25 protein-coding genes are annotated in these 20,386 nt (G+C 54.2%); 15 read left to right on the top strand and 10 right to left on the bottom strand.

Annotated features, from left to right (window positions below):
* Positions 1–48 precede the first annotated feature (48 nt).
* A complete protein-coding gene (locus AC4ICF_RS09410) occupies positions 49–555 on the top strand; it encodes a YbaK/prolyl-tRNA synthetase associated domain-containing protein (RefSeq protein ID WP_116340583.1) in 507 nt (168 codons plus the stop codon).
* A gap of 8 nt (positions 556–563) precedes the next feature.
* Here the strand turns inward: AC4ICF_RS09410 and yoaI are convergent, their stop codons facing one another.
* The gene (gene yoaI, locus AC4ICF_RS09405) at positions 564–668 is read right to left on the bottom strand and encodes a small membrane protein YoaI (protein ID WP_226857506.1); all 105 of its coding nucleotides are present in this window, start codon (positions 666–668) and stop codon (positions 564–566) included.
* 144 nt (positions 669–812) lie between these two features.
* Here yoaI and AC4ICF_RS09400 point away from each other — a divergent pair, with 144 nt between their 5' ends.
* On the top strand, positions 813–1,259 hold the full coding sequence (locus AC4ICF_RS09400; protein ID WP_316378932.1) for a DUF441 domain-containing protein: 447 nt from the start codon (positions 813–815) through the stop codon (positions 1,257–1,259).
* On the opposite strand, the gene AC4ICF_RS09395 is transcribed toward AC4ICF_RS09400, so the two are convergent.
* On the bottom strand, positions 1,243–2,034 hold the full coding sequence (locus AC4ICF_RS09395; protein ID WP_316378930.1) for an AraC family transcriptional regulator: 792 nt from the start codon (positions 2,032–2,034) through the stop codon (positions 1,243–1,245). The two genes, AC4ICF_RS09400 and AC4ICF_RS09395, sit on opposite strands and share 17 nt — an antisense overlap.
* 99 nt (positions 2,035–2,133) lie before the next feature.
* Here AC4ICF_RS09395 and AC4ICF_RS09390 point away from each other — a divergent pair, with 99 nt between their 5' ends.
* Positions 2,134–3,321, top strand: a complete 1,188-nt coding sequence (locus AC4ICF_RS09390) for a CynX/NimT family MFS transporter (protein ID WP_316378929.1) — start codon at positions 2,134–2,136, stop codon at positions 3,319–3,321.
* A 31-nt stretch (positions 3,322–3,352) separates the two neighbouring features.
* Here the strand turns inward: AC4ICF_RS09390 and AC4ICF_RS09385 are convergent, their stop codons facing one another.
* Positions 3,353–4,060, bottom strand: coding sequence for a CTP synthase C-terminal region-related (seleno)protein (locus tag AC4ICF_RS09385; protein WP_028012763.1), 708 nt, complete (start codon positions 4,058–4,060; stop codon positions 3,353–3,355).
* Between the two features lie 101 nt (positions 4,061–4,161).
* On the opposite strand from AC4ICF_RS09385, the gene AC4ICF_RS09380 reads away from it, so the two are divergent.
* Positions 4,162–4,506: a DUF488 domain-containing protein gene (locus AC4ICF_RS09380; protein ID WP_316378928.1), complete on the top strand. Its 345-nt coding sequence runs from the start codon at positions 4,162–4,164 to the stop codon at positions 4,504–4,506.
* Here AC4ICF_RS09380 and AC4ICF_RS09375 read toward each other — a convergent pair whose 3' ends face one another.
* Complete coding sequence (locus AC4ICF_RS09375; protein WP_163328879.1) at positions 4,507–4,812, bottom strand: nuclear transport factor 2 family protein; 306 nt, start codon at positions 4,810–4,812, stop codon at positions 4,507–4,509. It abuts the gene before it with no gap.
* A gap of 80 nt (positions 4,813–4,892) precedes the next feature.
* Positions 4,893–5,147, bottom strand: a complete 255-nt coding sequence (locus tag AC4ICF_RS09370; RefSeq protein WP_166710789.1) for a putative hemolysin — start codon at positions 5,145–5,147, stop codon at positions 4,893–4,895.
* Between the two features lie 310 nt (positions 5,148–5,457).
* On the opposite strand from AC4ICF_RS09370, the gene AC4ICF_RS09365 reads away from it, so the two are divergent.
* A complete protein-coding gene (locus tag AC4ICF_RS09365) occupies positions 5,458–6,477 on the top strand; it encodes a sensor domain-containing diguanylate cyclase (protein ID WP_233002374.1) in 1,020 nt (339 codons plus the stop codon).
* Positions 6,478–6,522: 45 nt separating this feature from the next.
* Entirely contained in the window at positions 6,523–6,621 is a 99-nt protein-coding gene (locus AC4ICF_RS09360) for a YoaK family small membrane protein (protein ID WP_014883431.1), read from the top strand.
* Between the two features lie 126 nt (positions 6,622–6,747).
* On the opposite strand, the gene AC4ICF_RS09355 is transcribed toward AC4ICF_RS09360, so the two are convergent.
* On the bottom strand, positions 6,748–6,996 hold the full coding sequence (locus AC4ICF_RS09355; protein WP_028012758.1) for a GlsB/YeaQ/YmgE family stress response membrane protein: 249 nt from the start codon (positions 6,994–6,996) through the stop codon (positions 6,748–6,750).
* A 278-nt stretch (positions 6,997–7,274) separates the two neighbouring features.
* Entirely contained in the window at positions 7,275–8,759 is a 1,485-nt protein-coding gene (locus AC4ICF_RS09350) for a sensor domain-containing diguanylate cyclase (protein WP_316378927.1), read from the bottom strand.
* Between the two features lie 193 nt (positions 8,760–8,952).
* Here AC4ICF_RS09350 and AC4ICF_RS09345 point away from each other — a divergent pair, with 193 nt between their 5' ends.
* Positions 8,953–10,452 carry an EAL domain-containing protein gene (locus tag AC4ICF_RS09345; protein ID WP_316378926.1) on the top strand — a complete coding sequence of 500 codons (1,500 nt, stop codon included), beginning with the start codon at positions 8,953–8,955 and terminating at the stop codon, positions 10,450–10,452.
* Between the two features lies 1 nt (position 10,453).
* Here AC4ICF_RS09345 and AC4ICF_RS09340 read toward each other — a convergent pair whose 3' ends face one another.
* From AC4ICF_RS09340 to icd, 3 genes are all read right to left on the bottom strand, one after another.
* The gene (locus AC4ICF_RS09340; RefSeq protein ID WP_163328873.1) at positions 10,454–10,699 is read right to left on the bottom strand and encodes a DUF2543 family protein; all 246 of its coding nucleotides are present in this window, start codon (positions 10,697–10,699) and stop codon (positions 10,454–10,456) included.
* A 69-nt stretch (positions 10,700–10,768) separates the two neighbouring features.
* The gene (locus tag AC4ICF_RS09335; RefSeq protein WP_302218808.1) at positions 10,769–11,116 is read right to left on the bottom strand and encodes a DUF1304 domain-containing protein; all 348 of its coding nucleotides are present in this window, start codon (positions 11,114–11,116) and stop codon (positions 10,769–10,771) included.
* Between the two features lie 77 nt (positions 11,117–11,193).
* A complete protein-coding gene (gene icd, locus AC4ICF_RS09330) occupies positions 11,194–12,444 on the bottom strand; it encodes an NADP-dependent isocitrate dehydrogenase (protein WP_302218809.1) in 1,251 nt (416 codons plus the stop codon).
* A 117-nt stretch (positions 12,445–12,561) separates the two neighbouring features.
* On the opposite strand from icd, the gene rluE reads away from it, so the two are divergent.
* The 8 genes from rluE to AC4ICF_RS09290 all read left to right on the top strand — a co-directional run bounded on the left by rluE (position 12,562) and on the right by AC4ICF_RS09290 (position 20,369).
* The gene (gene rluE / locus AC4ICF_RS09325; RefSeq protein ID WP_163328871.1) at positions 12,562–13,215 is read left to right on the top strand and encodes a 23S rRNA pseudouridine(2457) synthase RluE; all 654 of its coding nucleotides are present in this window, start codon (positions 12,562–12,564) and stop codon (positions 13,213–13,215) included.
* 9 nt (positions 13,216–13,224) lie between these two features.
* The gene (locus AC4ICF_RS09320) at positions 13,225–13,698 is read left to right on the top strand and encodes an NUDIX hydrolase (RefSeq protein WP_316378925.1); all 474 of its coding nucleotides are present in this window, start codon (positions 13,225–13,227) and stop codon (positions 13,696–13,698) included.
* A gap of 40 nt (positions 13,699–13,738) precedes the next feature.
* Positions 13,739–14,851, top strand: coding sequence for a tRNA 2-thiouridine(34) synthase MnmA (gene mnmA / locus AC4ICF_RS09315; RefSeq protein ID WP_028012751.1), 1,113 nt, complete (start codon positions 13,739–13,741; stop codon positions 14,849–14,851).
* Between the two features lie 26 nt (positions 14,852–14,877).
* Complete coding sequence (gene hflD, locus AC4ICF_RS09310) at positions 14,878–15,507, top strand: high frequency lysogenization protein HflD (RefSeq protein WP_013097081.1); 630 nt, start codon at positions 14,878–14,880, stop codon at positions 15,505–15,507.
* 19 nt (positions 15,508–15,526) lie between these two features.
* The gene (gene purB, locus AC4ICF_RS09305) at positions 15,527–16,897 is read left to right on the top strand and encodes an adenylosuccinate lyase (protein ID WP_491466209.1); all 1,371 of its coding nucleotides are present in this window, start codon (positions 15,527–15,529) and stop codon (positions 16,895–16,897) included.
* Positions 16,898–17,020: 123 nt separating this feature from the next.
* On the top strand, positions 17,021–17,692 hold the full coding sequence (gene phoP / locus AC4ICF_RS09300) for a two-component system response regulator PhoP (protein ID WP_116341160.1): 672 nt from the start codon (positions 17,021–17,023) through the stop codon (positions 17,690–17,692).
* Positions 17,693–19,156, top strand: a complete 1,464-nt coding sequence (gene phoQ / locus AC4ICF_RS09295; RefSeq protein ID WP_116340611.1) for a two-component system sensor histidine kinase PhoQ — start codon at positions 17,693–17,695, stop codon at positions 19,154–19,156. It begins immediately after the preceding gene.
* A 91-nt stretch (positions 19,157–19,247) separates the two neighbouring features.
* On the top strand, positions 19,248–20,369 hold the full coding sequence (locus AC4ICF_RS09290; protein ID WP_316378924.1) for a ribosomal protein uL16 3-hydroxylase: 1,122 nt from the start codon (positions 19,248–19,250) through the stop codon (positions 20,367–20,369).
* Positions 20,370–20,386 lie beyond the last annotated feature (17 nt).

The raw sequence follows: 20,386 nt of genomic DNA, 5'->3' as shown, positions 1-20,386 counted from the left end.
GTGCTAATGTAGCAAGCTGCATACTGGATTATCACCGGGAAAATTGTGATGACTGACGACGCTATTGGGGCAGGAACCCACCAGAAGCTGATTACCTTACTCACCGAGCAGGGCGCGCGTTTTCGCGTCATGGAGCATGAGGCGGTCGGGAAATGTGAAGCGGTGAGTGAAATTCGCGGGACCGATCTGCGCCAGGGTGCAAAAGCCCTGGTCTGCAAAGTGAAGGGCAACGGCGTTAAAAAACACGTACTGGCGATTCTGGCCGCAGACCTGCAGGCCGATCTGAGCCAGCTTGCCAGCCATTTTGGCGGGCTTAAGGCTTCCCTCGCCAGCCCGGCCGAGGTTGATACCCTTACCGCCTGCGTTTTTGGCGCTATCCCGCCCTTTAGCTTCCATCCTGATTTAGCGCTGGTTGCAGACCCGCTGCTGTTTGAGCGTTTCGACGAAATCGCCTTTAACGCCGGCTTACTGGAGAAATCCGTGATTATGGATACCCAGGATTACCTGCGCATTGCCCGTCCTGAGCTTGTTAACTTCCATAAAGCGTCGTCGTGACGGCGCTGTCAGCCTTTTCGTTCCAGAAACAGGACGGAGGCGACGAGAATCGCGGCAATAGCGAAAAACGATGAGGAGATGATCAGCGCTTCAACAAACATGTGATCGTTCATGATGGCGGCCCCGTTGCGATACCTGCCTTCGTTTTAATCCGCGTAAATGACAAGGTTATGACAGCAAGAGAATCTTTTTAAAACTGTCTTCCGCCGCTTTTCCGCGTACAGTAAGCAGGGTAACTATTCTGGCAAGGACTTCCCATGTTTGACCCTACTCTGCTCATTCTTCTGGCTCTCGCCGCGCTCGGGTTTATCAGCCATAACACCACAGTCGCCATCTCGATTCTGGTGCTGATTATTGTGCGCGTGACCCCGTTAAACACCTTTTTCCCGTGGATAGAAAAGCAAGGCCTCACCATCGGGATCATCATTTTAACCATCGGGGTGATGGCGCCCATTGCCGGCGGAACGCTTCCCGCCTCGACGTTACTACACTCGTTTGTGAACTGGAAATCGCTGGTGGCGATCGCGGTAGGCATTTTTGTCTCGTGGCTGGGCGGGCGCGGCGTTACGCTGATGAGCAGCCAGCCTTCACTGGTTGCCGGCCTGCTGGTGGGTACCGTGTTGGGCGTGGCGCTCTTTCGCGGCGTGCCGGTGGGCCCGCTGATTGCGGCAGGGCTGGTTTCCCTGTTTATCGGGAAGTCATAGTCAGGCTGGCCATATAACGTGCCGGCGTCTGGCCCAGCCCCTTCCTGAACATGGTAATAAACGCGGTGGTAGAGTCGTAGCCCAGCGACTGTGCCGCCTGCTGAACCGATTTCCCGCTTATCAGATGCTGTAACGCCAAAATCAGCTGCAGCTGGTGACGCCAGCGTCGAAAGCTTAAGCCGGTCTCTTTCACCACCAGCCGCGCCAGATTACGTTCGCTCATCGCAAAGTGGCTCGCCCACTGTGCCAGCGTCTGCCAGGCGGCGGGCTCTTCCGCCATCTTCTCGCTCATCAGCCGGATTTTAGGATGGGGTGAGACGGGCAGCTGCAGATGCTCCTGCCGCTGGAGCGGCAGCTCGTCAAAAAGGACATCCACCAGACGCGATGTGGCCGCAAGCTGAAGCTGTTCACGTGATTTCTCAGCCAGCGATAAAATCAGCTCCCGCACGAGGGGGGAAATTTTCAGAGTGCAGCAGCGGTCGGGCAGGCTGGCGGCACCTGGCTCAATGAACAAAAAGCAGAGCTGCGCCCCCGGCGTGGCCCTGTTGCTGTGCGGCATTTGGCCAGGGATCCAGACGGCATACTGAGGCGGTACCATCAGCATGGCATTTTCCACTTCGCAGGTAATGGCGCCGCCGAGGGCCAGAATCAGCTGCCCCTTACGGTGTTGATGCCGGGGAATATATTGTTCCTCCGCCACCACGCGGATGCGAAACGCGACGGCCGCATCGTGCTGGCTATCAGGATCGTAGCCGTCCAGTCCCAGACCAATCATCAGTTTGTCCGATATAAGCGATAAACTGTCATTTTAGCCTGATTTCAACCGCTGAAAAAATCGGTATTGTGTGCGCTCGCTTGAACGTATGAGAACACAATGACTACTGCTCTTCGCACCTCAGGAAAACACGGCGCGCTGTTAATCGCAGGCATCCTGATGATTGCCACCACGCTTCGCGTCACCTTTACCGGAGCAGCCCCGCTGCTCGATACTATTCGCCTCGATTATGGCTTAAGCACGGCGCAAACCGGTCTGCTGACCACCCTGCCCCTGCTGGCTTTCGCCCTTGTCTCGCCGCTCGCAGCAGGCGTTGCCCGGCGTATCGGCATGGAGCGCAGCCTGTTTGTCGCCTTGCTGCTGATTTGCGCCGGAATTGCGGTTCGCTCCCTGCCTTCCACCACCCTGCTTTTCGTCGGAACGGCGGTAATTGGCTGCGGGATCGCGCTCGGGAATGTGCTGCTGCCCGGCTTAATCAAACGTGATTTCCCGGGCCAGGTTGCCCGACTCACGGGCGCCTATTCCCTGACAATGGGCATCTCGGCGGCGTTTGGCTCAGCGATGATTGTTCCCCTGGCGCAGGGTAGCGCGGGCTGGCATGGCGCGCTGCTGATGCTGATGGCGTTTCCGCTGGTCGCGCTGCTGCTCTGGCTGCCCCAGTGGCGTCAGAAACACATTGCGACGGTAACAGGCGCCGGCGCGCTGCATAATCGCGCCATCTGGCGCTCGGCCCTCGCCTGGCAGGTGACGCTCTTTCTGGGGATTAACTCGCTGATTTACTACGTCATCATCGGCTGGCTGCCGGCGATATTGCTCAGCCACGGCTACAGCGAAGCGCAGGCCGGCTCGGTGCACGGGCTGTTGCAGCTGGCCACGGCCGTGCCTGGGCTTGCCGTGCCGCTGATCCTCCACCGTCTGAAAGATCAGCGAACCATTGCAGGCGCAGTGGCGCTGCTGTGCGCGGTAAGCGCGGCGGGGCTATGGTTTATGCCTGACATGGCGGTGATGTGGACGCTGGTGTTCGGCTTTGGTACCGGGGCAACGATGATCCTCGGCCTGACGTTTATCGGGCTGCGCGCCAGCTCCGCGCACCAGGCCGCGGCGCTGTCAGGTATGGCGCAGTCGATTGGCTATCTGCTCGCCGCCTGCGGTCCGCCGCTGATGGGTAAAATTCACGATTCGGCTGGAGACTGGCGCATCCCGCTTCTCGCCTGCGCGCTGGCCGCTGTCGTCATGGCCATCTGCGGCGTACTTGCCGGGCGCGACCGCGAAATCACGCCTCGTTAAACACGGTGGCAGACCATAAGGTCTGCCTTTATTACCCGCGCGCCGCGCGCAGCATTGCCTGCACCAGCACCACCGGACGCCCTTCCAGCGCAGCACGCTCGTGCTGGAATAAGGTAATCACAAAGAACGGATGGGTCACCAGCTCCGCAGCGCGGATTTCCCCCTGCTCGTCCCAGCCCGTCACGCGCATATCACCGCTCTCCAGTTCCTGCGCAAACGCCGCCGACACGCCATAGTTACAGTGATAACCCTCAACGATTTCCGGCTTTCCGTAGGCCTTCGCGATCAGCGTATTATTACGCAGCTCAATGGCATCGGTTTTTTCCACCAGCGAGCAGGTCAGCGGCGCTATCACCATCGTGCCTTCGGTATCCGTCTCAGCATGTGCCGCGTCGCTCCAGCCCAGCACGTTACGGGCATACTCAATCAACGCATGCTGGAATCCACCGCAGGTGCCCAGGAACGGAATGCTGTTTTCACGCGCGTAGCGTGCGGCAATAAAGGCCGCCTCGGTGTTTTTATAGGGGCTTGCGGGAACCAGCCAGATGGCATCGTAGCCCACCAGATCCTCAGAACTGGTTAATTCCGTGGTGGCTAGCCAGTCGTAATCGGCGGTGAGGTCAAGGACCGCGGCGGCGTCGTCAATGGCCAGTGGGATCGCCTTGTGTGCAATAACATCAGGATTGTAATCGCCAACCAGCGCAATGCGCAGCGTCGTTTTAACCGGGAGGTGTTCCATGAAAGGTTCCTTATGCCAGAGTATTATCAGATAACATAAGGAACCTCAGACTACCGATCTTCTGCAATTATCACAATACCTTAAATTGGGAGGGTGGAATCATGATCCAATGCAAACGCGTCTATGAGCAGGCAAGCCCGGACGATGGCTATCGGGTTCTGGTGGACAGGCTCTGGCCCCGCGGGGTGAAAAAAACGGACCTCGCGTATGACGAATGGTGTAAAACGCTCACGCCGTCCAGTGCGTTACGCAAGGACTTTCATAGCGAAGCGATTGATTTCGCGGCGTTCACTCAAGCCTACAAGGAAGAGCTGGCGCAGCATAAGGACGAAGGAGAGCGTCTGGCGGCGCTGGCGAACAAGCAGACCGTAACCCTGCTCTACGGCGCGAAAGACACGAAGCAGAATCACGCTCTGGTTTTAGCCGACTGGCTGCGCCATCTGTGATCAGCCGACCGCCAGCGCATCCTGGATTTGTGGAGCTTCGTCCGGGGTGAGCGGCATCAGGTGTTCGGCACGAACAAACGCAAAGCCGTGCTGATTGTCAAAGGCGTAAACATCACCCGTCACCAGCCAGAGCGCGCGGTCCGCGCTTGCGGGCAACTGCGTCATCACGCCGTTGACCGGGTTAACGAAACGCAGGCCTGGCTGGCAAAGACCAAATAGCTCAACAGATTTACCAATATTGCGACGTCCAGACGCCGTACGGGCACCGATGATCATCGCCATGCTGCCCGGTTTTAGCTGAAACATACTTCTCTCGCGGAAACGAATGCCAGAAACTGGCTAAGATTAATCCTAAAGAGAAGTGTATCGCAGGCGGTATCCGTCTGTCACCTGGTGGGTTGCGGATGATCGCGACGATAGAGCGTCCATTCGTCGATCGCTTCGCCGCCAGGCAGCCTGCACTCGGTGCGGACACCCTGCGGGCTTTGAATTGGGACCTGTTCCCCGCCCTTTTCAAGGCAGTAAACGGAAGCCGGGTTCGCCATGCCTACGGCGTGCGGCGGTTTCGGGGCGTCGGGTGGGGTTGTTTTTGCGGTGCAGGCAACCAGGGGAAGCGCCAGCGCCAGAAGCAGAAATCTCATCTCATTGATCCTTTTAGCATCATCGTTAGCTAAGGGTAACGGCTTGTCGCCGTATTCTCCACGATTTCTCCATTCTAACTGCACTTTTCAGCGCTATAGTCCGGCATGTTCTCACTATGACCAGAGAACATCATTCCGTAATCAAGATGTCTTTGCCCCGTTCACAACATCGGGGCTTTTTTCCCCGCCTAATCCCCCTTCTTTCAGCCTGTATTAAATTTTCTGCATTCATGTTTAACTGTGCCGGAAGCCTACGAATTCAGCATAGCATGCAGATGCAGACGTCTTCTGCTGGGAGTCTTTCTACGTCATGTCGGATATTATCCTTGCCCGTGTTTCAGAAACCCTCGCCACTGAACAATCCCTTGAAGGTCTCGTTCGTCAGCTGCTGGAGATGCTGGAGATCGTGACGGATATGGAGTCGACTTACCTCACTAAGATCGATATCGAAGCCCGACTGCAGCATATCCTGTATGCCCGCAACAGCAAGCAGATGACAATCCCTGAGGGGCTGAGCGTCCCGTGGGATGAAACTCTGTGTAAGCGTGCGCTGGACAGTGATACCGTATTCAGCAACGACGTTCCCGAACGCTGGCCAGAGTGCGAAGCGGCGAAAGCGCTCGGCATTACGACCTACATGAGTATTCCTGTCCATCTTGCGGATGGTTCACTCTATGGAACGCTCTGCGCCACCAGCACGGCCAGAAAGCCGCTTAGCGAGCGCGGTGAACAGGTTCTGAAGTTATTCGCCGGGCTGATTGCCCAGTCCATCCAGAAAGAGTCTCTGGTGACCCAGCTTCGTGAAGCCAATGCGGCCCTTATTGCACACTCCTACACAGATGCCCTCACAGGGTTACCCAACCGTCGCGCCATTTTTGAGGATCTGACCACCCTGTTTTCACTGGCGCGACATCTGAAACGTAACGCCATCATTGCCTTTATCGATCTGGATGATTTCAAGCTGATTAACGATCGCTACGGGCATGAAGCAGGCGACCAGTTCCTGATTGAAGTGGGCAAGCGTTTGACCGCAGAAAAACAGCAGGACGATATCATCGGTCGGCTGGGCGGCGATGAGTTTCTGGTGGCCTCCCTGAGCAATGCCGGGAATGAGGAGCAAATTAACCTTCTCAGAACGCGTCTCAGCGCCCGCATTGCGGGGGAATACTGGCTGGGTACCATCAGCATCATTTATCCGGGCGCCAGCCTCGGCGTTATCGAAGTGGATCCCGGGGTAACCGATCCGGACAGTGCGTTACGTGCCGCAGATATCGCGATGTATCAGGATAAGAAAGGAAAAAGCAAAACAGGCTTTCTCGTTATGGATTAACCCCGTACACTCTACGGCGTTACAGAAACCGAAACAGGTGATGATATGAGAATAGGGATCCTCTTCCCGGTCGTTATTTTTATAACGGCGGTAGTCTTTCTGGCGTGGTTTTTTGTCGGTGGTTACGCAGCTCCGGGGGCATAAATGAGAAAAACCACCCTCATTATGTTGCTCGTTGCCGTCGTGGCGTTTGCCGGCACACAGTTTGGCTGGTGGTAAACCCGCTACGTAAAAAGGCCGCCATCTGGCAGCCTTTTTAACGCTTCAGTATTAGCTTTTGATCTTTCTGTAGATAAACAGCACAACCAGCGCGCCGATCACCGCGACCGCGAAACTGCCGAAGTTAAAGCCATCGACTTTACCAAAACCGAACAGCGTACTGATCCAACCGCCGACTACCGCGCCGACAATACCCAGTATTATGGTGACGATAAACCCACCGCCATCTTTGCCCGGCATGATCCACTTCGCCAGAATACCCGCAATAAGCCCAAAGATAATCCAGGATAAAATTCCCATAACTTTCCTCTCTGTATGGTTTTTGTCATTAAATCAACGACACAAAAAGGATAGCACAGGATCTGAGAAAGGAAATTTGTGATAAGCCTCACAGAGAGCATGTGAACATTTCTTCATCAATATGCCCTTCCACAAGAAATGTGGGGTTGCATCTTTTGTTGAGAAAGATTATCTTTCTCAACACTGAATAGTTGAGAAAAACACTCAGGTATTCAGTACGACATTGCTCACATTGCTTCCAGTATTTCTTGCCCACTCATGAGTGGGCTTTTTTTTGATCATGCCCCAACAAAAGCGTGCCGGTTGCGTCCCCCGCGTTTTGCCTGATAGAGCGCCTGGTCGGCAGCATTAATAATATTCTGCTGGCTATCCGCGATGTTGACAGCACGCGCACTGGAGATCCCTACGCTTACCGTGACCCGCCCGAAGGGGCTAAACGCGTGTTCAATTTGCTGAGAGAAAACATTGCGAATAATCGTCTGCGCAAGGCGGAGCGCCTCCTGAATATCCGTTTCAGGCAAAATCAACGCAAACTCCTCCCCGCCATAACGCGCCACAATCTGGTTGTCCCGGGTGAGACTTTCCCTGAGGCAGTTTCCCAGCAACGCCAGGCATCTGTCTCCTTCCGGATGGCCGTAGTTATCGTTGTACTTTTTGAAGTAGTCCACATCCACAAGGAGCAGCGAAACTGGCGCGTCCTTTACCGCACACGCCGCAATTTCCGAGAGGATTTTTTCATCAAAGATGCGCCTGTTATAAAGCCCTGTCAGCGCATCCTCCGAGGCAATAATTTTTAGCGCTTTGTTATCCCGTGTTTTTCTGGATAAATCGGAATAGAGGAAACAGGACGCCACGATGAGTGTCGCGGTAAAGACAAAAATAAGTGCGGCAAGCTGAATCGCCTGCTTGCGCCACGGTGAAAGGGCTTCATCGATGCTTACCGCTACCGTCGTAACCAGTCCGTAGCGTCTGTTTTTCTCATAGGCATAAATGCGTTCGATTTTATCAAACCGGGAGACAGAGCTGGCTATACCTGTATTTTGTACCTTGAGGTATTTTCTGAAGAGCGGTGAATCAGAAAAAATCGTACCGATATAGTTATTTTTAAAAGGATAACGAATCAGTAAAACGCCTGCTTGTGTCGTTAAACCGATAACACCCGCGTGACCAATATTTATCTGTCCATACAGGGCCAGAAAATTTTCGATACCCAGTGTCACCACCACAACACCGTTAAACGCACCGGTATGGGTTTCAAGTCGTCGGCTAAGGGTAATAACCCATTTACCATTGGTTCTGCTTATCACCGGCTCACCAATATAAATCTGCTGACTTTTATTTTCCTTGTGATAGACAAAAAATGCCCTGTCCGCGCCTTTACGGGGACCCGCAAAATTTTTGTGCAACGCGGTGAAGATATCCCCATGCGCATCATAGACAACTACATTATTAATCTGAGTGAGAAGATTATCCTGATTGCTTATCATTCGCTGAATATTGATCGCCTGTTGAGGGGTCATGCCATAAATTTCAATTGTGTCGGAAACGGTGGTAATCAACATTTCACTTTGGCGGATGATCCCTTCAGTGTAGACGTTCAGGGTATGGCTCAAATTGGCAACGCTGGTATTGATCTGCTGGATTGACTGCTGTCGGGACGTGGCAATCTGGACGGCAAGCGACAATGAAACGATCAGTGAGACAATGATGACGGTAATGGTTGTTGTGTAAAAAGTATTTTTCACATGCACGAGCTTTTCCACCTTATCACGCCAGTCATCCCTGGCTGACAACTGTTGTCACTGTAACAAAGCTCTGGTTAAGAGGAAAATGAATTGCACTTAGGCAGGCGTTCATTTCTCTGGAGTAGCCCGGCTGCCGTTATTATCACGCTTGTAGCTTGCCCTGCCTGTGTTAAGATTTGAGAAATCAGGGAGCAGACAGGGTATCCGGAAAATGAAAAAGATCATTGCCGTTGCTATCGTTTCAGCGTTTCTGGTCTTCCTGTCTCTTTATGCGGTCAACGCGGTTATCGTGGGTCAGCAGAAAAGCAAGCAGCTTGAAATTTCCCGTACCCTTTTACACTATTCGGAAAGTTTGACCCAGAGCGTGGCACAGACACTCAAAAGCCTGAGCGCTCAGGGATGTGACAAAAGCAGTCTCGATCGCTACAGGCAGATAAAGCTTGAAAGCCGCTATCTTGCAGACATCGGTTATATAGAACAGGGGAAAATAATCTGTACCGCTTTTTGGGGAAAACTCGCTAATCCTGTCCCGCTTCCTGCAGAACTGCATAAAACGCCCAGAGGATTCCTCCTCGCGCAATTTTCCAGAAAAGATTTTTTTACCGGCAATGCGGCCATCTATAATAATCTTATTATCTTCACCTCCCGCAACGCTTACGATAAATTCATCCCGGTCACCGCAAACTACTCTCTCAGCACAACCACAAAAGACTTCGGCAGAATATTTTTTTCGGCGACCCCGGAGTTAAAAAAGCAGAGCGGACTGCATTCCTCTTTGTTTACCCTTACACTCACCCAGTGCAGCGCATCCTGGGATTTGTGCGTCATTGTGAAGCACCACAATGCGGGACTGGCCTCCCTGTCGCCCGTCGTGTTTACCGTGCTCGCGGCCATTTTATGTTTTATCTGGGTGGCGATAACGCTATTTTTCTTTCGACTCAATGAAGATCGATTCTCACTGGAGCGGACGCTGGTTAAAGCCGTTTTTACCAACACTATCGGCGTGCACTACCAGCCTATTGTCAGGATTCAGGATAAAAAAATAGTGGGTGTGGAAGTTTTGTCCCGATGGCGTGATGTAAAATACGGTGACGTCTCTCCGGAGCTGTTTATTCCACTAATCAAAAAAATAGGCCTGTATAAAAAATACTACATTAACATTCTCGAAAAATCCCTTGCGGATATCGCACCGCTTGTTATTAAACATCGACTGGTGGTTTCACTCAATGTAGGAAGAACGGAAATAGAAGATGGACAATTTATCAGCATCTTACGCCGTCTGTGTTTAGCTAATAACATTCCCCTGTCTCTGGTTAAAATCGAGCTTTCTGAAAAAGCCGTTTCCACGGAGACTATTCTGGAGGATTTTTGTAAGGAGTTAAAATCGCTTGGCGTGAAGATATCCATTGATGACTTCGGGGTGCAAAACTCAAACCTGGCCCGACTCTCTCTTCTTGAATATGATGAGATCAAAATCGACAAGTCGCTGGTCGACGGCATCAGCGAGCATTATAAGCAGAATATTTTTGTTATCTTTTGTGACGCCCTCGCAAAACTGAATAAAACGCTTGTTTTCGAAGGCGTGGAGAGCGAAATACAGTATCGCTTTATTGCAGAAAGATATCCCGAGGCTTACGTTCAGGGATGGTATTTCTCAAAATCGGTCACCCGGAGTGAGCTTGCGAAGCAGCTCACTGGTGTCGCTCGGTAGGTTATTCATTTCCCCACTGATTGAGGAAATTCGCAATATCATCAATACGTTCGGCATGTACTCCAGCTTCACGCGCCATCTCTTGCTGAGCTTCCTCATCAATCTCCTCATTATTCGACAAACGCGTGAGAAGCAGCTGGAAATAATGCGCCAGCGGGTCCTGCTCCGATTCACTCACGGGCTTTGTCGCTTCCGTCGCGTATTCTTCGACGATGTCATAATACTTCAGTGGGATTTCGTTATTCATAACAGTGTTAACCTCTCAGGGTGAAGCCAAAAGTATATCCGACGACGGACGGTTGACCAACGCGTTGCGTCAGAGAAGCAGCGCAAGCAGGGCCGCGAGAGCAGGTAATGCCTGAACGTACAGTATCTTCCGGCTGGCCGTCACTGCGCCAAAGAGACCGGCAATCAGCACGCAGACCAGGAAGAAGATGGCCACATGGACGCCTTTTTCGCCAAGCCAGAGGCTCCAGACCAGGCCCGCCGCCAGAAAACCATTATAGAGCCCCTGATTCGCGGCCAGCACGCGGGTTTCCCGCGCAAAGTCGGGACGCAAATTAAAGGCCTTGTGCCCTGTTCTGGTGTTCCACAGGAACATTTCCAGCACAAGAATGTAGACATGGATGAATGCAACGACAGCAATAAGAACAGTAGCGAGCATCGTGTTATTTCCTGCAGGCAGAGGCAAAAAAAACGGGAACCCTCAGGCCCCCGCTCTTGTTAAACCCAGAATCTGGATTACATGTTCGCGATAATCGCGTCGCCGAACTCTGAACATTTCAGCAGCTTAGCGCCTTCCATCAGACGTTCGAAGTCATAGGTGACGGTTTTGGCGTTAATCGCGCCTTCCATACCTTTGACGATCAGGTCTGCGGCTTCGAACCATTCCATATGACGCAGCATCATCTCTGCGGACAGGATGATAGAGCCTGGGTTCACTTTGTCCTGCCCGGCATATTTAGGCGCAGTACCGTGGGTCGCTTCGAACAGGGCGCACTCGTCACCGATGTTCGCGCCAGGGGCGATACCGATACCGCCAACCTGCGCTGCCAGGGCGTCAGAAATGTAGTCACCGTTCAGGTTCATACAGGCAATGACGTCGTATTCTGCAGGACGCAGCAGGATCTGCTGCAGGAACGCATCGGCGATCACATCTTTAATGATGATCTCTTTGCCGGTGTTCGGGTTCTTAATCTTCTGCCACGGGCCGCCGTCGATCAACTCACCGCCGAACTCTTCGGTCGCCAGCTGGTAGCCCCAGTCTTTGAACGCGCCTTCGGTGAACTTCATGATGTTGCCCTTGTGAACCAGGGTCACAGAGTCACGGTCGTTGGTGATCGCATATTCGATGGCCGCACGCACCAGACGTTTGGTCCCTTCTTCGGAGCACGGCTTGATGCCGATACCGCAATGCTCAGGGAAGCGAATTTTCTTCACGCCCATCTCTTCGCGCAGGAATTTAATCACTTTTTCTGCGTCAGCAGAGTCCGCTTTCCATTCGATACCCGCGTAGATGTCTTCTGAGTTTTCGCGGAAGATAACCATGTCGGTCAGTTCAGGGTGCTTAACCGGGCTTGGGGTGCCCTGATAGTAACGAACCGGACGCAGACACACGTACAGGTCAAGCTCCTGACGCAGTGCCACGTTCAGTGAACGGATGCCGCCACCAACTGGGGTAGTCAGTGGGCCTTTAATAGCAACGCGGTATTCGCGGATCAGGTCCAGCGTTTCCGCTGGCAGCCAGACGTCCTGGCCATAAACTTGAGTCGATTTCTCACCGGTGTAAATTTCCATCCAGGAAATTTTACGCTCGCCTTTGTAGGCTTTCTCAACAGCGGCATCAACCACTTTCAGCATTGCCGGGGTAACGTCTACGCCGATACCATCACCTTCGATGAACGGGATAATCGGATTGTGAGGAACGTTAATCTTGCCGTTTTGCAGGGTGATCTTTTTACCTTCCGCCGGAACAACTACTTTGCTTTCCATTAACCTCTCCTTCGAGCGCTTCTGGTTGTTACTGATCTTATGTTAATAAATTGTAATGAGCCCTTCGATAGTACCTGATTGTCCTGCGCCATGAAAGGTCTTCGTTATTAGGCTATAATGCGGCAATTGATAACGCCTGAAAATACCATGAAGAAAACTTCTTTTACAAAACACCGGGTTGAGCGATTCAGCTCGCGACAAGCCACCAGACGACCCCAGCAAACCCAGCCGAAGCGGGTGATTTTGTTCAATAAACCCTACGATGTTTTGCCGCAGTTCACCGATGAGGCCGGGCGCAGCACGCTGAAGGATTACATCCCCGTTCAGGGTGTTTACGCCGCCGGGCGTCTGGACCGGGACAGCGAAGGACTTTTGGTCTTAACCAATGACGGCGCTCTGCAGGCGAAGCTCACGCAGCCGGGCAAACGCACCGGAAAAATTTACTTCGTGCAGGTCGAGGGCGAGCCGGACGAAGAGACGCTGGCAAAATTACGCAGCGGCGTGACGCTGAACGACGGCCCCACCCTGCCCGCCGGTATTGAACGCGTGAATGAGCCGGAGTGGCTGTGGCCGCGTAACCCACCCATTCGCGAGCGCAAATCCATCCCGACAAGCTGGCTCAAAATCACCCTGTATGAAGGCCGCAACCGTCAGGTGAGGCGCATGACCGCACACGTCGGCTTCCCTACCCTGCGTCTGATTCGCTATGCCATGGGCAGCTATACGCTGGATACGCTGGCAAACGGCGAATGGCGCGACGTTGCCCCTTAAGGAGAAACGATGTTTAAACCTCATGTTACGGTCGCCTGCGTGGTGCATGCGCAGGGAAAATTCCTCGTTGTGGAAGAGAGCATCAACGGCAAGGCGCTGTGGAATCAGCCTGCCGGGCATCTTGAAGCCAATGAAACGTTGCTGCAGGCCGCGAAGCGCGAGCTCTGGGAAGAGACGGGCATTCACGCTGAACCGCAGCACTTCATCCGCATGCACCAGTGGATTGCTCCCGACAGCACCCCATTCCTGCGCTTTTTATTTGCCGTTGAGCTTAGCGAAACGTGCGCCACTGAACCGCACGATGACGATATCGATCGCTGCCTGTGGGTCACCGCCGAGGAGATCCTGAACGCGCCAAACCTGCGCTCACCGCTGGTTGCGGAAAGCATCCGCTGCTGGCAGTCAGACGCGCGCTTGCCGCTGGGTGTCATCGGAGAATTTAACTGGCCGTTTACAGAGGGTGTCATCGGTGGGGGGGCGTGATAGAATACGCCGCCTTGAAGTTCAATGTCGTGAGTATTCCATGTCAGATAACAGCCAGAAAAAAGTGATCGTCGGCATGTCCGGCGGTGTCGATTCCTCCGTTTCCGCCTACCTGTTACAGCAACAGGGCTATAAGGTGGAGGGCCTGTTCATGAAGAACTGGGAGGAAGACGATGGCGAGGAATACTGCACTGCCGCTGCGGATCTCGCCGATGCGCAGGCCGTATGCGATAAGCTCGGCATTGAACTGCATACCGTTAACTTTGCCGCAGAATACTGGGATAACGTCTTTGAACTGTTCCTTGAAGAGTACAAAGCAGGCCGCACCCCGAACCCGGATATTCTGTGCAACAAAGAGATCAAATTTAAAGCCTTCCTGGAATTCGCCGCGGAAGATCTGGGCGCAGACTACATTGCGACCGGTCACTACGTGCGTCGTGCAGACGTGAATGGCAAAAGCCAGCTGCTGCGCGGCCTGGACGGCAACAAAGATCAGAGCTACTTCCTTTATACGCTGAGCCACGAACAGATTGCGCAAAGCCTGTTCCCGGTTGGCGAACTGGAAAAACCGGAAGTGCGTAAAATCGCTGAAGAGCTGGACCTGATCACCGCGAAGAAAAAAGACTCTACCGGTATCTGCTTTATCGGCGAGCGAAAGTTCCGTGATTTCCTTGGCCGCTACCTCCCTGCGCAGCCGGGTAAAATTGTCACCGTTGATGGCGACGAGATTGGTCAGCATCAGGGGCTGATGTACCACACCTTAGGCCAGCGTAAAGGCCTGGGTATTGGCGGGACCAAAGAAGGCAGCGAAGATCCGTGGTACGTGGTCGACAAAGACGTCGAAAACAATATTCTGGTGGTGGCTCAGGGTCACGACCACCCGCGTCTGATGTCCGTTGGCCTTATCGCACAGCAGCTGCACTGGGTCGATCGCGAGCCGCTGAAAGGCACGCTGCGCTGCACGGTGAAAACGCGCTACCGCCAGACCGATATTCCTTGCACCATCACCGCGCTTGATGATGACCGTATTGACGTGCGTTTCGACGAGCCGGTCGCCGCCGTTACCCCGGGCCAGTCTGCTGTCTTCTACAGCGGTGAGATCTGCCTGGGCGGCGGGATCATTGAACAGCGCCTGCCGCTGCCCGCTGTTTAACCGATTGCACACATAAAGGAGACCGTGTGGCGAAGAATTACTATGACATCACCCTGGCGCTGGCGGGAATTTGCCAGTCAGCTCGTCTGGTGCAACAGCTGGCGCATCAGGGTCACTGCGACGCTGACGCCCTGCACGTTTCGCTCAACAGCGTTATCGACCTCAACCCCGGTTCAACTCTGGGTGTGTTCGGCGGCAGTGAAACCAATCTTCGTCTCGGTCTTGAAACCCTGCTTGGCGTACTTAACGCCAGCAGCCGTCAGGGGTTAAACGCGGAGCTGACCCGCTACACCTTAAGCCTGATGGTGCTGGAGCGTAAGCTGAGCGCCGCGAAAGGCGCGCTTAATACCCTGGGCGATCGCATCGCCGGGTTACAGCGTCAGCTCGACCATTTCGACCTGCAGTCCGAAACGCTGCTGAGCGCCATGGCGGGCATTTACGTTGATGTCATCAGCCCGCTGGGCCCGCGTATTCAGGTCACCGGATCCCCTGCCGTACTGCAAAGTCCGCAGGTACAGGCAAAAGTGCGCGCGTCCCTGCTGGCAGGGATCCGCGCTGCCGTGCTGTGGCACCAGGTTGGCGGTGGCCGCCTGCAGTTAATGTTTTCTCGTAATCGCCTGACCACTCAGGCAAAACAAATTCTTGCTCATTGTTAACCTCCCGGAGTTGCGAATTATGGAATTATCCTCACTGACCGCCGTATCCCCTGTCGATGGACGCTACGGCGATAAAGTCAGCGCGCTGCGCGGGATCTTCAGCGAATATGGTTTGCTGAAGTTCCGTGTTCAGGTTGAAGTACGCTGGCTGCAGAAGCTGGCCGCCCAGGCAGCAATCAAGGAAGTTCCTGCTTTTGATGAAAAGGCAAACGATTACCTTGATAAAATCGTTGCTGAATTTAGCGAAGAAGACGCCGCGCGTATTAAGACCATTGAACGCACCACCAACCACGACGTGAAAGCGGTTGAGTACTTCCTGAAAGAGAAAGTGGAAAGCGTCCCTGCCCTGCACGCGGTATCCGAATTCATTCACTTCGCCTGTACTTCCGAAGATATCAACAACCTGTCTCACGCGCTGATGCTCTCCACCGCGCGTAAAGAGGTTGTGTTGCCTTACTGGCGTAAAATCATCGACGCGGTGAAAGCACTCTCCGTGGAATACCGCGATATTCCACTGCTTTCCCGTACCCATGGCCAGCCGGCCACCCCATCCACCATGGGTAAAGAGATGGCGAACGTGGCGTACCGCATGGAGCGCCAGTATCGTCAGCTGGAACAGGTTGAGATTCTGGGCAAAATCAACGGCGCGGTCGGTAACTATAACGCCCACATCGCCGCTTACCCGGAAGTGGACTGGCACCAGTTCAGCGAAGAGTTCGTGACCTCGCTGGGCATTCAGTGGAACCCGTACACCACCCAGATTGAGCCGCACGACTACATCGCCGAGCTGTTTGACTGCATCGCGCGCTTCAACACCATCCTGATCGACTTCGATCGTGACGTTTGGGGCTACATCGCGCTGAACCACTTCAAGCAGAAAACCATCGCCGGTGAAATCGGCTCCTCCACCATGCCGCACAAAGTGAACCCCATCGACTTCGAAAACTCTGAAGGCAACCTGGGCCTGGCGAATGCCGTGCTGCAGCATATGGCGAGCAAACTGCCGGTTTCCCGCTGGCAGCGCGACCTGACCGACTCCACCGTACTGCGTAACCTGGGCGTGGGCATCGGCTACGCGCTGATCGCGTATCAGTCCACCCTGAAAGGCGTGAGCAAACTGGAAGTGAACCGCGATCGTCTGCTGGACGAACTGGATCACAACTGGGAAGTGCTGGCAGAGCCGATTCAGACCGTGATGCGCCGTTACGGTATCGAAAAGCCGTACGAGAAGCTGAAAGAGCTGACCCGCGGTAAACGCGTTGACGCCGAAGGCATGAAGCAGTTTATCGACGGTCTGACACTGCCGGAAGAAGAGAAAACCCGCCTGAAAGCCATGACCCCGGCGAATTACATTGGCCGCGCCATCACCATGGTTGACGAGCTGAAATAACGTCCTTCCCCCCCTTTCCGCCCGGAAAGGGGGTTGCTTTTCCCCGGTTTACTGAATGTTTATCCCCACAGCAACATAATCAGCGTTAAACTATTCATACTATTTATTCCCGGAGAAAAGATGATGCGCGTACTGGTTGTTGAGGATAACGCATTGCTACGCCACCACCTGAAGGTTCAGCTTCAGGAGATGGGACATCAGGTGGACGATGCTGAAGATGCAAAAGAAGCCGATTATTATCTCAATGAACACCTGCCGGACATCGCCATTGTCGATTTAGGCCTGCCTGATGAAGACGGCCTGTCGTTAATTCGTCGCTGGCGCAGCCATGATGTTTCTCTGCCGGTTCTGGTTCTGACGGCACGCGAAGGCTGGCAGGACAAAGTTGAAGTGCTCAGCGCCGGTGCGGATGATTACGTCACCAAACCGTTCCATATTGAAGAAGTGGCGGCGCGCATGCAGGCGCTGTTACGCCGCAACAGCGGGCTGGCTTCACAGGTTATCTCCATTCCGCCTTTCCAGGTGGATCTCTCCCGGCGCGAGCTCTCAATTAACGATGAAGCGATCAAGCTGACCGCATTCGAATACACCATTATGGAAACGCTGATCCGTAACAGCGGCAAGGTAGTGAGCAAAGACTCCTTAATGCTCCAGCTCTACCCTGACGCTGAGCTGCGCGAGAGTCACACCATCGACGTGCTGATGGGGCGTTTGCGTAAGAAAATTCAGGCGCAGTATCCGCAGGATGTGATTACCACCGTCCGCGGTCAGGGCTACCTGTTTGAATTACGCTAAATGAGACGGATTTTGCGCCATATTCTGCCCCTCTCGCTGCGGGTTCGCTTTTTACTGGCTACGGCCGCGGTGGTGTTGGTGCTGTCGCTCTCCTACGGTATGGTCGCCCTCGTAGGGTACAGCGTCAGCTTCGATAAAACGACCTTTCGTCTGTTACGCGGCGAAAGCAATCTGTTTTATACCCTGGCGAAATGGGAAGACAACCACATCACCGTTGAAATGCCGGAAAATCTGAATCAGCAGAGTCCAACCCTGGCCATGATTTATAACGAAAAGGGAAAGTTGCTTTGGGCGCAGCGCGATATTCCGTGGCTGGTCAATAGCATTCGTCCTGAATGGCTCAAAACCAACGGATTTCATGAGATTGAAGCCGATCTCAACACCACCAGCACCCTGATCCGCGAAGATCGCTCAATGCAGCAAAAGCTCAATGAAATCCGCGCTGACGATGCCGAGACGGAGATGACGCACTCGGTGGCGATCAATATCTACCCGGCGACCATGAACATGCCGCAGTTGACCATTGTGGTGATTGACACCATCCCGGTTGAGCTAAAACGTTCCTATAAGGTCTGGGGCTGGTTCGTTTATGTTCTCGCCGCAAACCTGCTGCTGGTGATCCCGCTGCTTTGGGTGGCGGCGTGGTGGAGCTTGCGTCCTATTGAGTCCCTGGCGCGAGAGGTGCGCGAGCTTGAGGAACATCATCGTGAAAAGCTCAACCCGGAGACCACCCGTGAGCTGACCAGCCTGGTGCGTAACCTCAATCGCCTGCTGAAAAGCGAGCGTGAACGCTATGATAAGTACCGTACGACCCTGACCGACCTCACGCACAGCCTGAAAACGCCGCTGGCCGTGATGCAAAGCACTCTGCGTTCAATGCGCAGCTCAAAGCTGAGCGTCGATGATGCCGAGCCGGTGATGCTGGAACAGATCAGCCGAATCTCGCAGCAAATTGGCTATTATCTGCACCGCGCCAGCATGCGTTCCGGCAGCGCGCTCCTAAGCCGCGAGCTGCACCCGGTAGCCCCGCTGCTGGATAATCTCACGTCCGCGCTCAACAAGGTGTATCAGCGTAAAGGGGTGAATATCAGCCTCGATATTTCGCCTGAGATTAGCTTTGTCGGCGAAAAAAATGACTTTATGGAAGTGATGGGCAACCTGTTGGATAACGCCTGCAAGTACTGCCTGGAGTTTGTGGAAGTGTCGGCGCGCCAGACGGATAACGAATTACATATTATCGTCGAGGATGATGGCCCGGGGATCCCGCGCAATAAACGTGATGTGGTGTTCGATCGCGGTCAGCGTGCGGATACGCTGCGTCCCGGTCAGGGGGTGGGATTAGCCGTGGCCCGCGAGATTGTCGACCAGTACGATGGCAAAATCGAAACCAGCGAAAGCTTGCTGGGTGGGGCCAGAATGGAAGTGATTTTTGGTCGACAGCAGCCCACTTCGGACGATAGTTAACCCGTTATGTGAAAAATGCGAGGATCTCGCAGCCGGGGGCCTGAGCTTCCGTTATAATCCGAGTCAGTAAGAGCCTGCGGAATAAAAAAATATGGATTATCACTTAACACTTAACTGGCCCGAATTTATCGAACGTTACTGGCAAAAGCGCCCGGTGGTTCTGAAACGCGGGTTCAGCAACTTTGTCGACCCTATCTCGCCTGACGAGCTGGCCGGTCTGGCCATGGAAAACGAAGTCGACAGCCGCCTGGTCAGCCACCAGGACGGGAAATGGCAGGTCAGCCACGGTCCTTTCGAAAGCTACGATCACCTCGGCGAAAGCAACTGGTCGCTGCTGGTACAGGCGGTCAACCACTGGCACGAGCCAACTGCCGCGCTAATGCGCCCGTTCCGCGCCCTGCCCGACTGGCGAATGGACGATCTGATGATCTCCTTCTCTGTACCGGGCGGCGGCGTGGGTCCGCATCTGGACCAGTACGACGTGTTTATCATTCAGGGTACGGGCCGCCGCCGCTGGCGCGTGGGCGAAAAAGTGCCAATGAAACAGCACTGCCCGCACCCGGATCTGCTTCAGGTGGATCCGTTCGAAGGAATTATCGACGAAGAGCTGGAGCCGGGCGATATCCTCTACATTCCGCCGGGATTCCCTCACGAAGGTTACTCCCTGGAGAACTCGCTGAACTACTCCGTTGGATTCCGCGCGCCGAGCGGCCGCGAGATGATCAGCGGCTTTGCCGACTATGTTCTGCAGCGCGAGCTGGGCAGCTATCGCTACAGCGATCCGGATGTACCTGCGCGAGAGCATCCGGCAGATATCGTGCCAGAAGAGCTGGATAAACTGCGCGGCATGATGCTGGATCTGATCAACGAGCCGGAACACTTTAAACAATGGTTTGGCGAGTTTATCAGCCAGTCCCGCCACGAGCTGGACGTTGCGCCACCGGAGCCGCCGTATCAGGCGGACGAGATTTACGATGCGCTCCAGCAAGGCGACAAGCTGGTACGTCTGGGCGGATTGCGCGTGCTGCGCATTTGTGAAGAGGTGTTCGTCAACGGCGAGAAGCTTGACTCTCCGCACCGACCGGCGCTGGAAGCCATTGCCAGCCATCTGGTGTTGACTGCCGACACCTTTGGCGATGCGCTGGAAGATCCGTCCTTCCTCGCGATGCTGGCCGCGCTGGTCAACAGCGGGTACTGGTTCTTTGAGGACTGAGTTGCTTTAATGCCCGG

It is taken from the genome of Enterobacter sp. ECC_219_Taxon_10, from assembly GCF_058354905.1.
The sequence above is the reverse complement of the archived record's forward strand: the minus strand, read 5'-3'. Positions and strand labels throughout refer to the sequence as shown.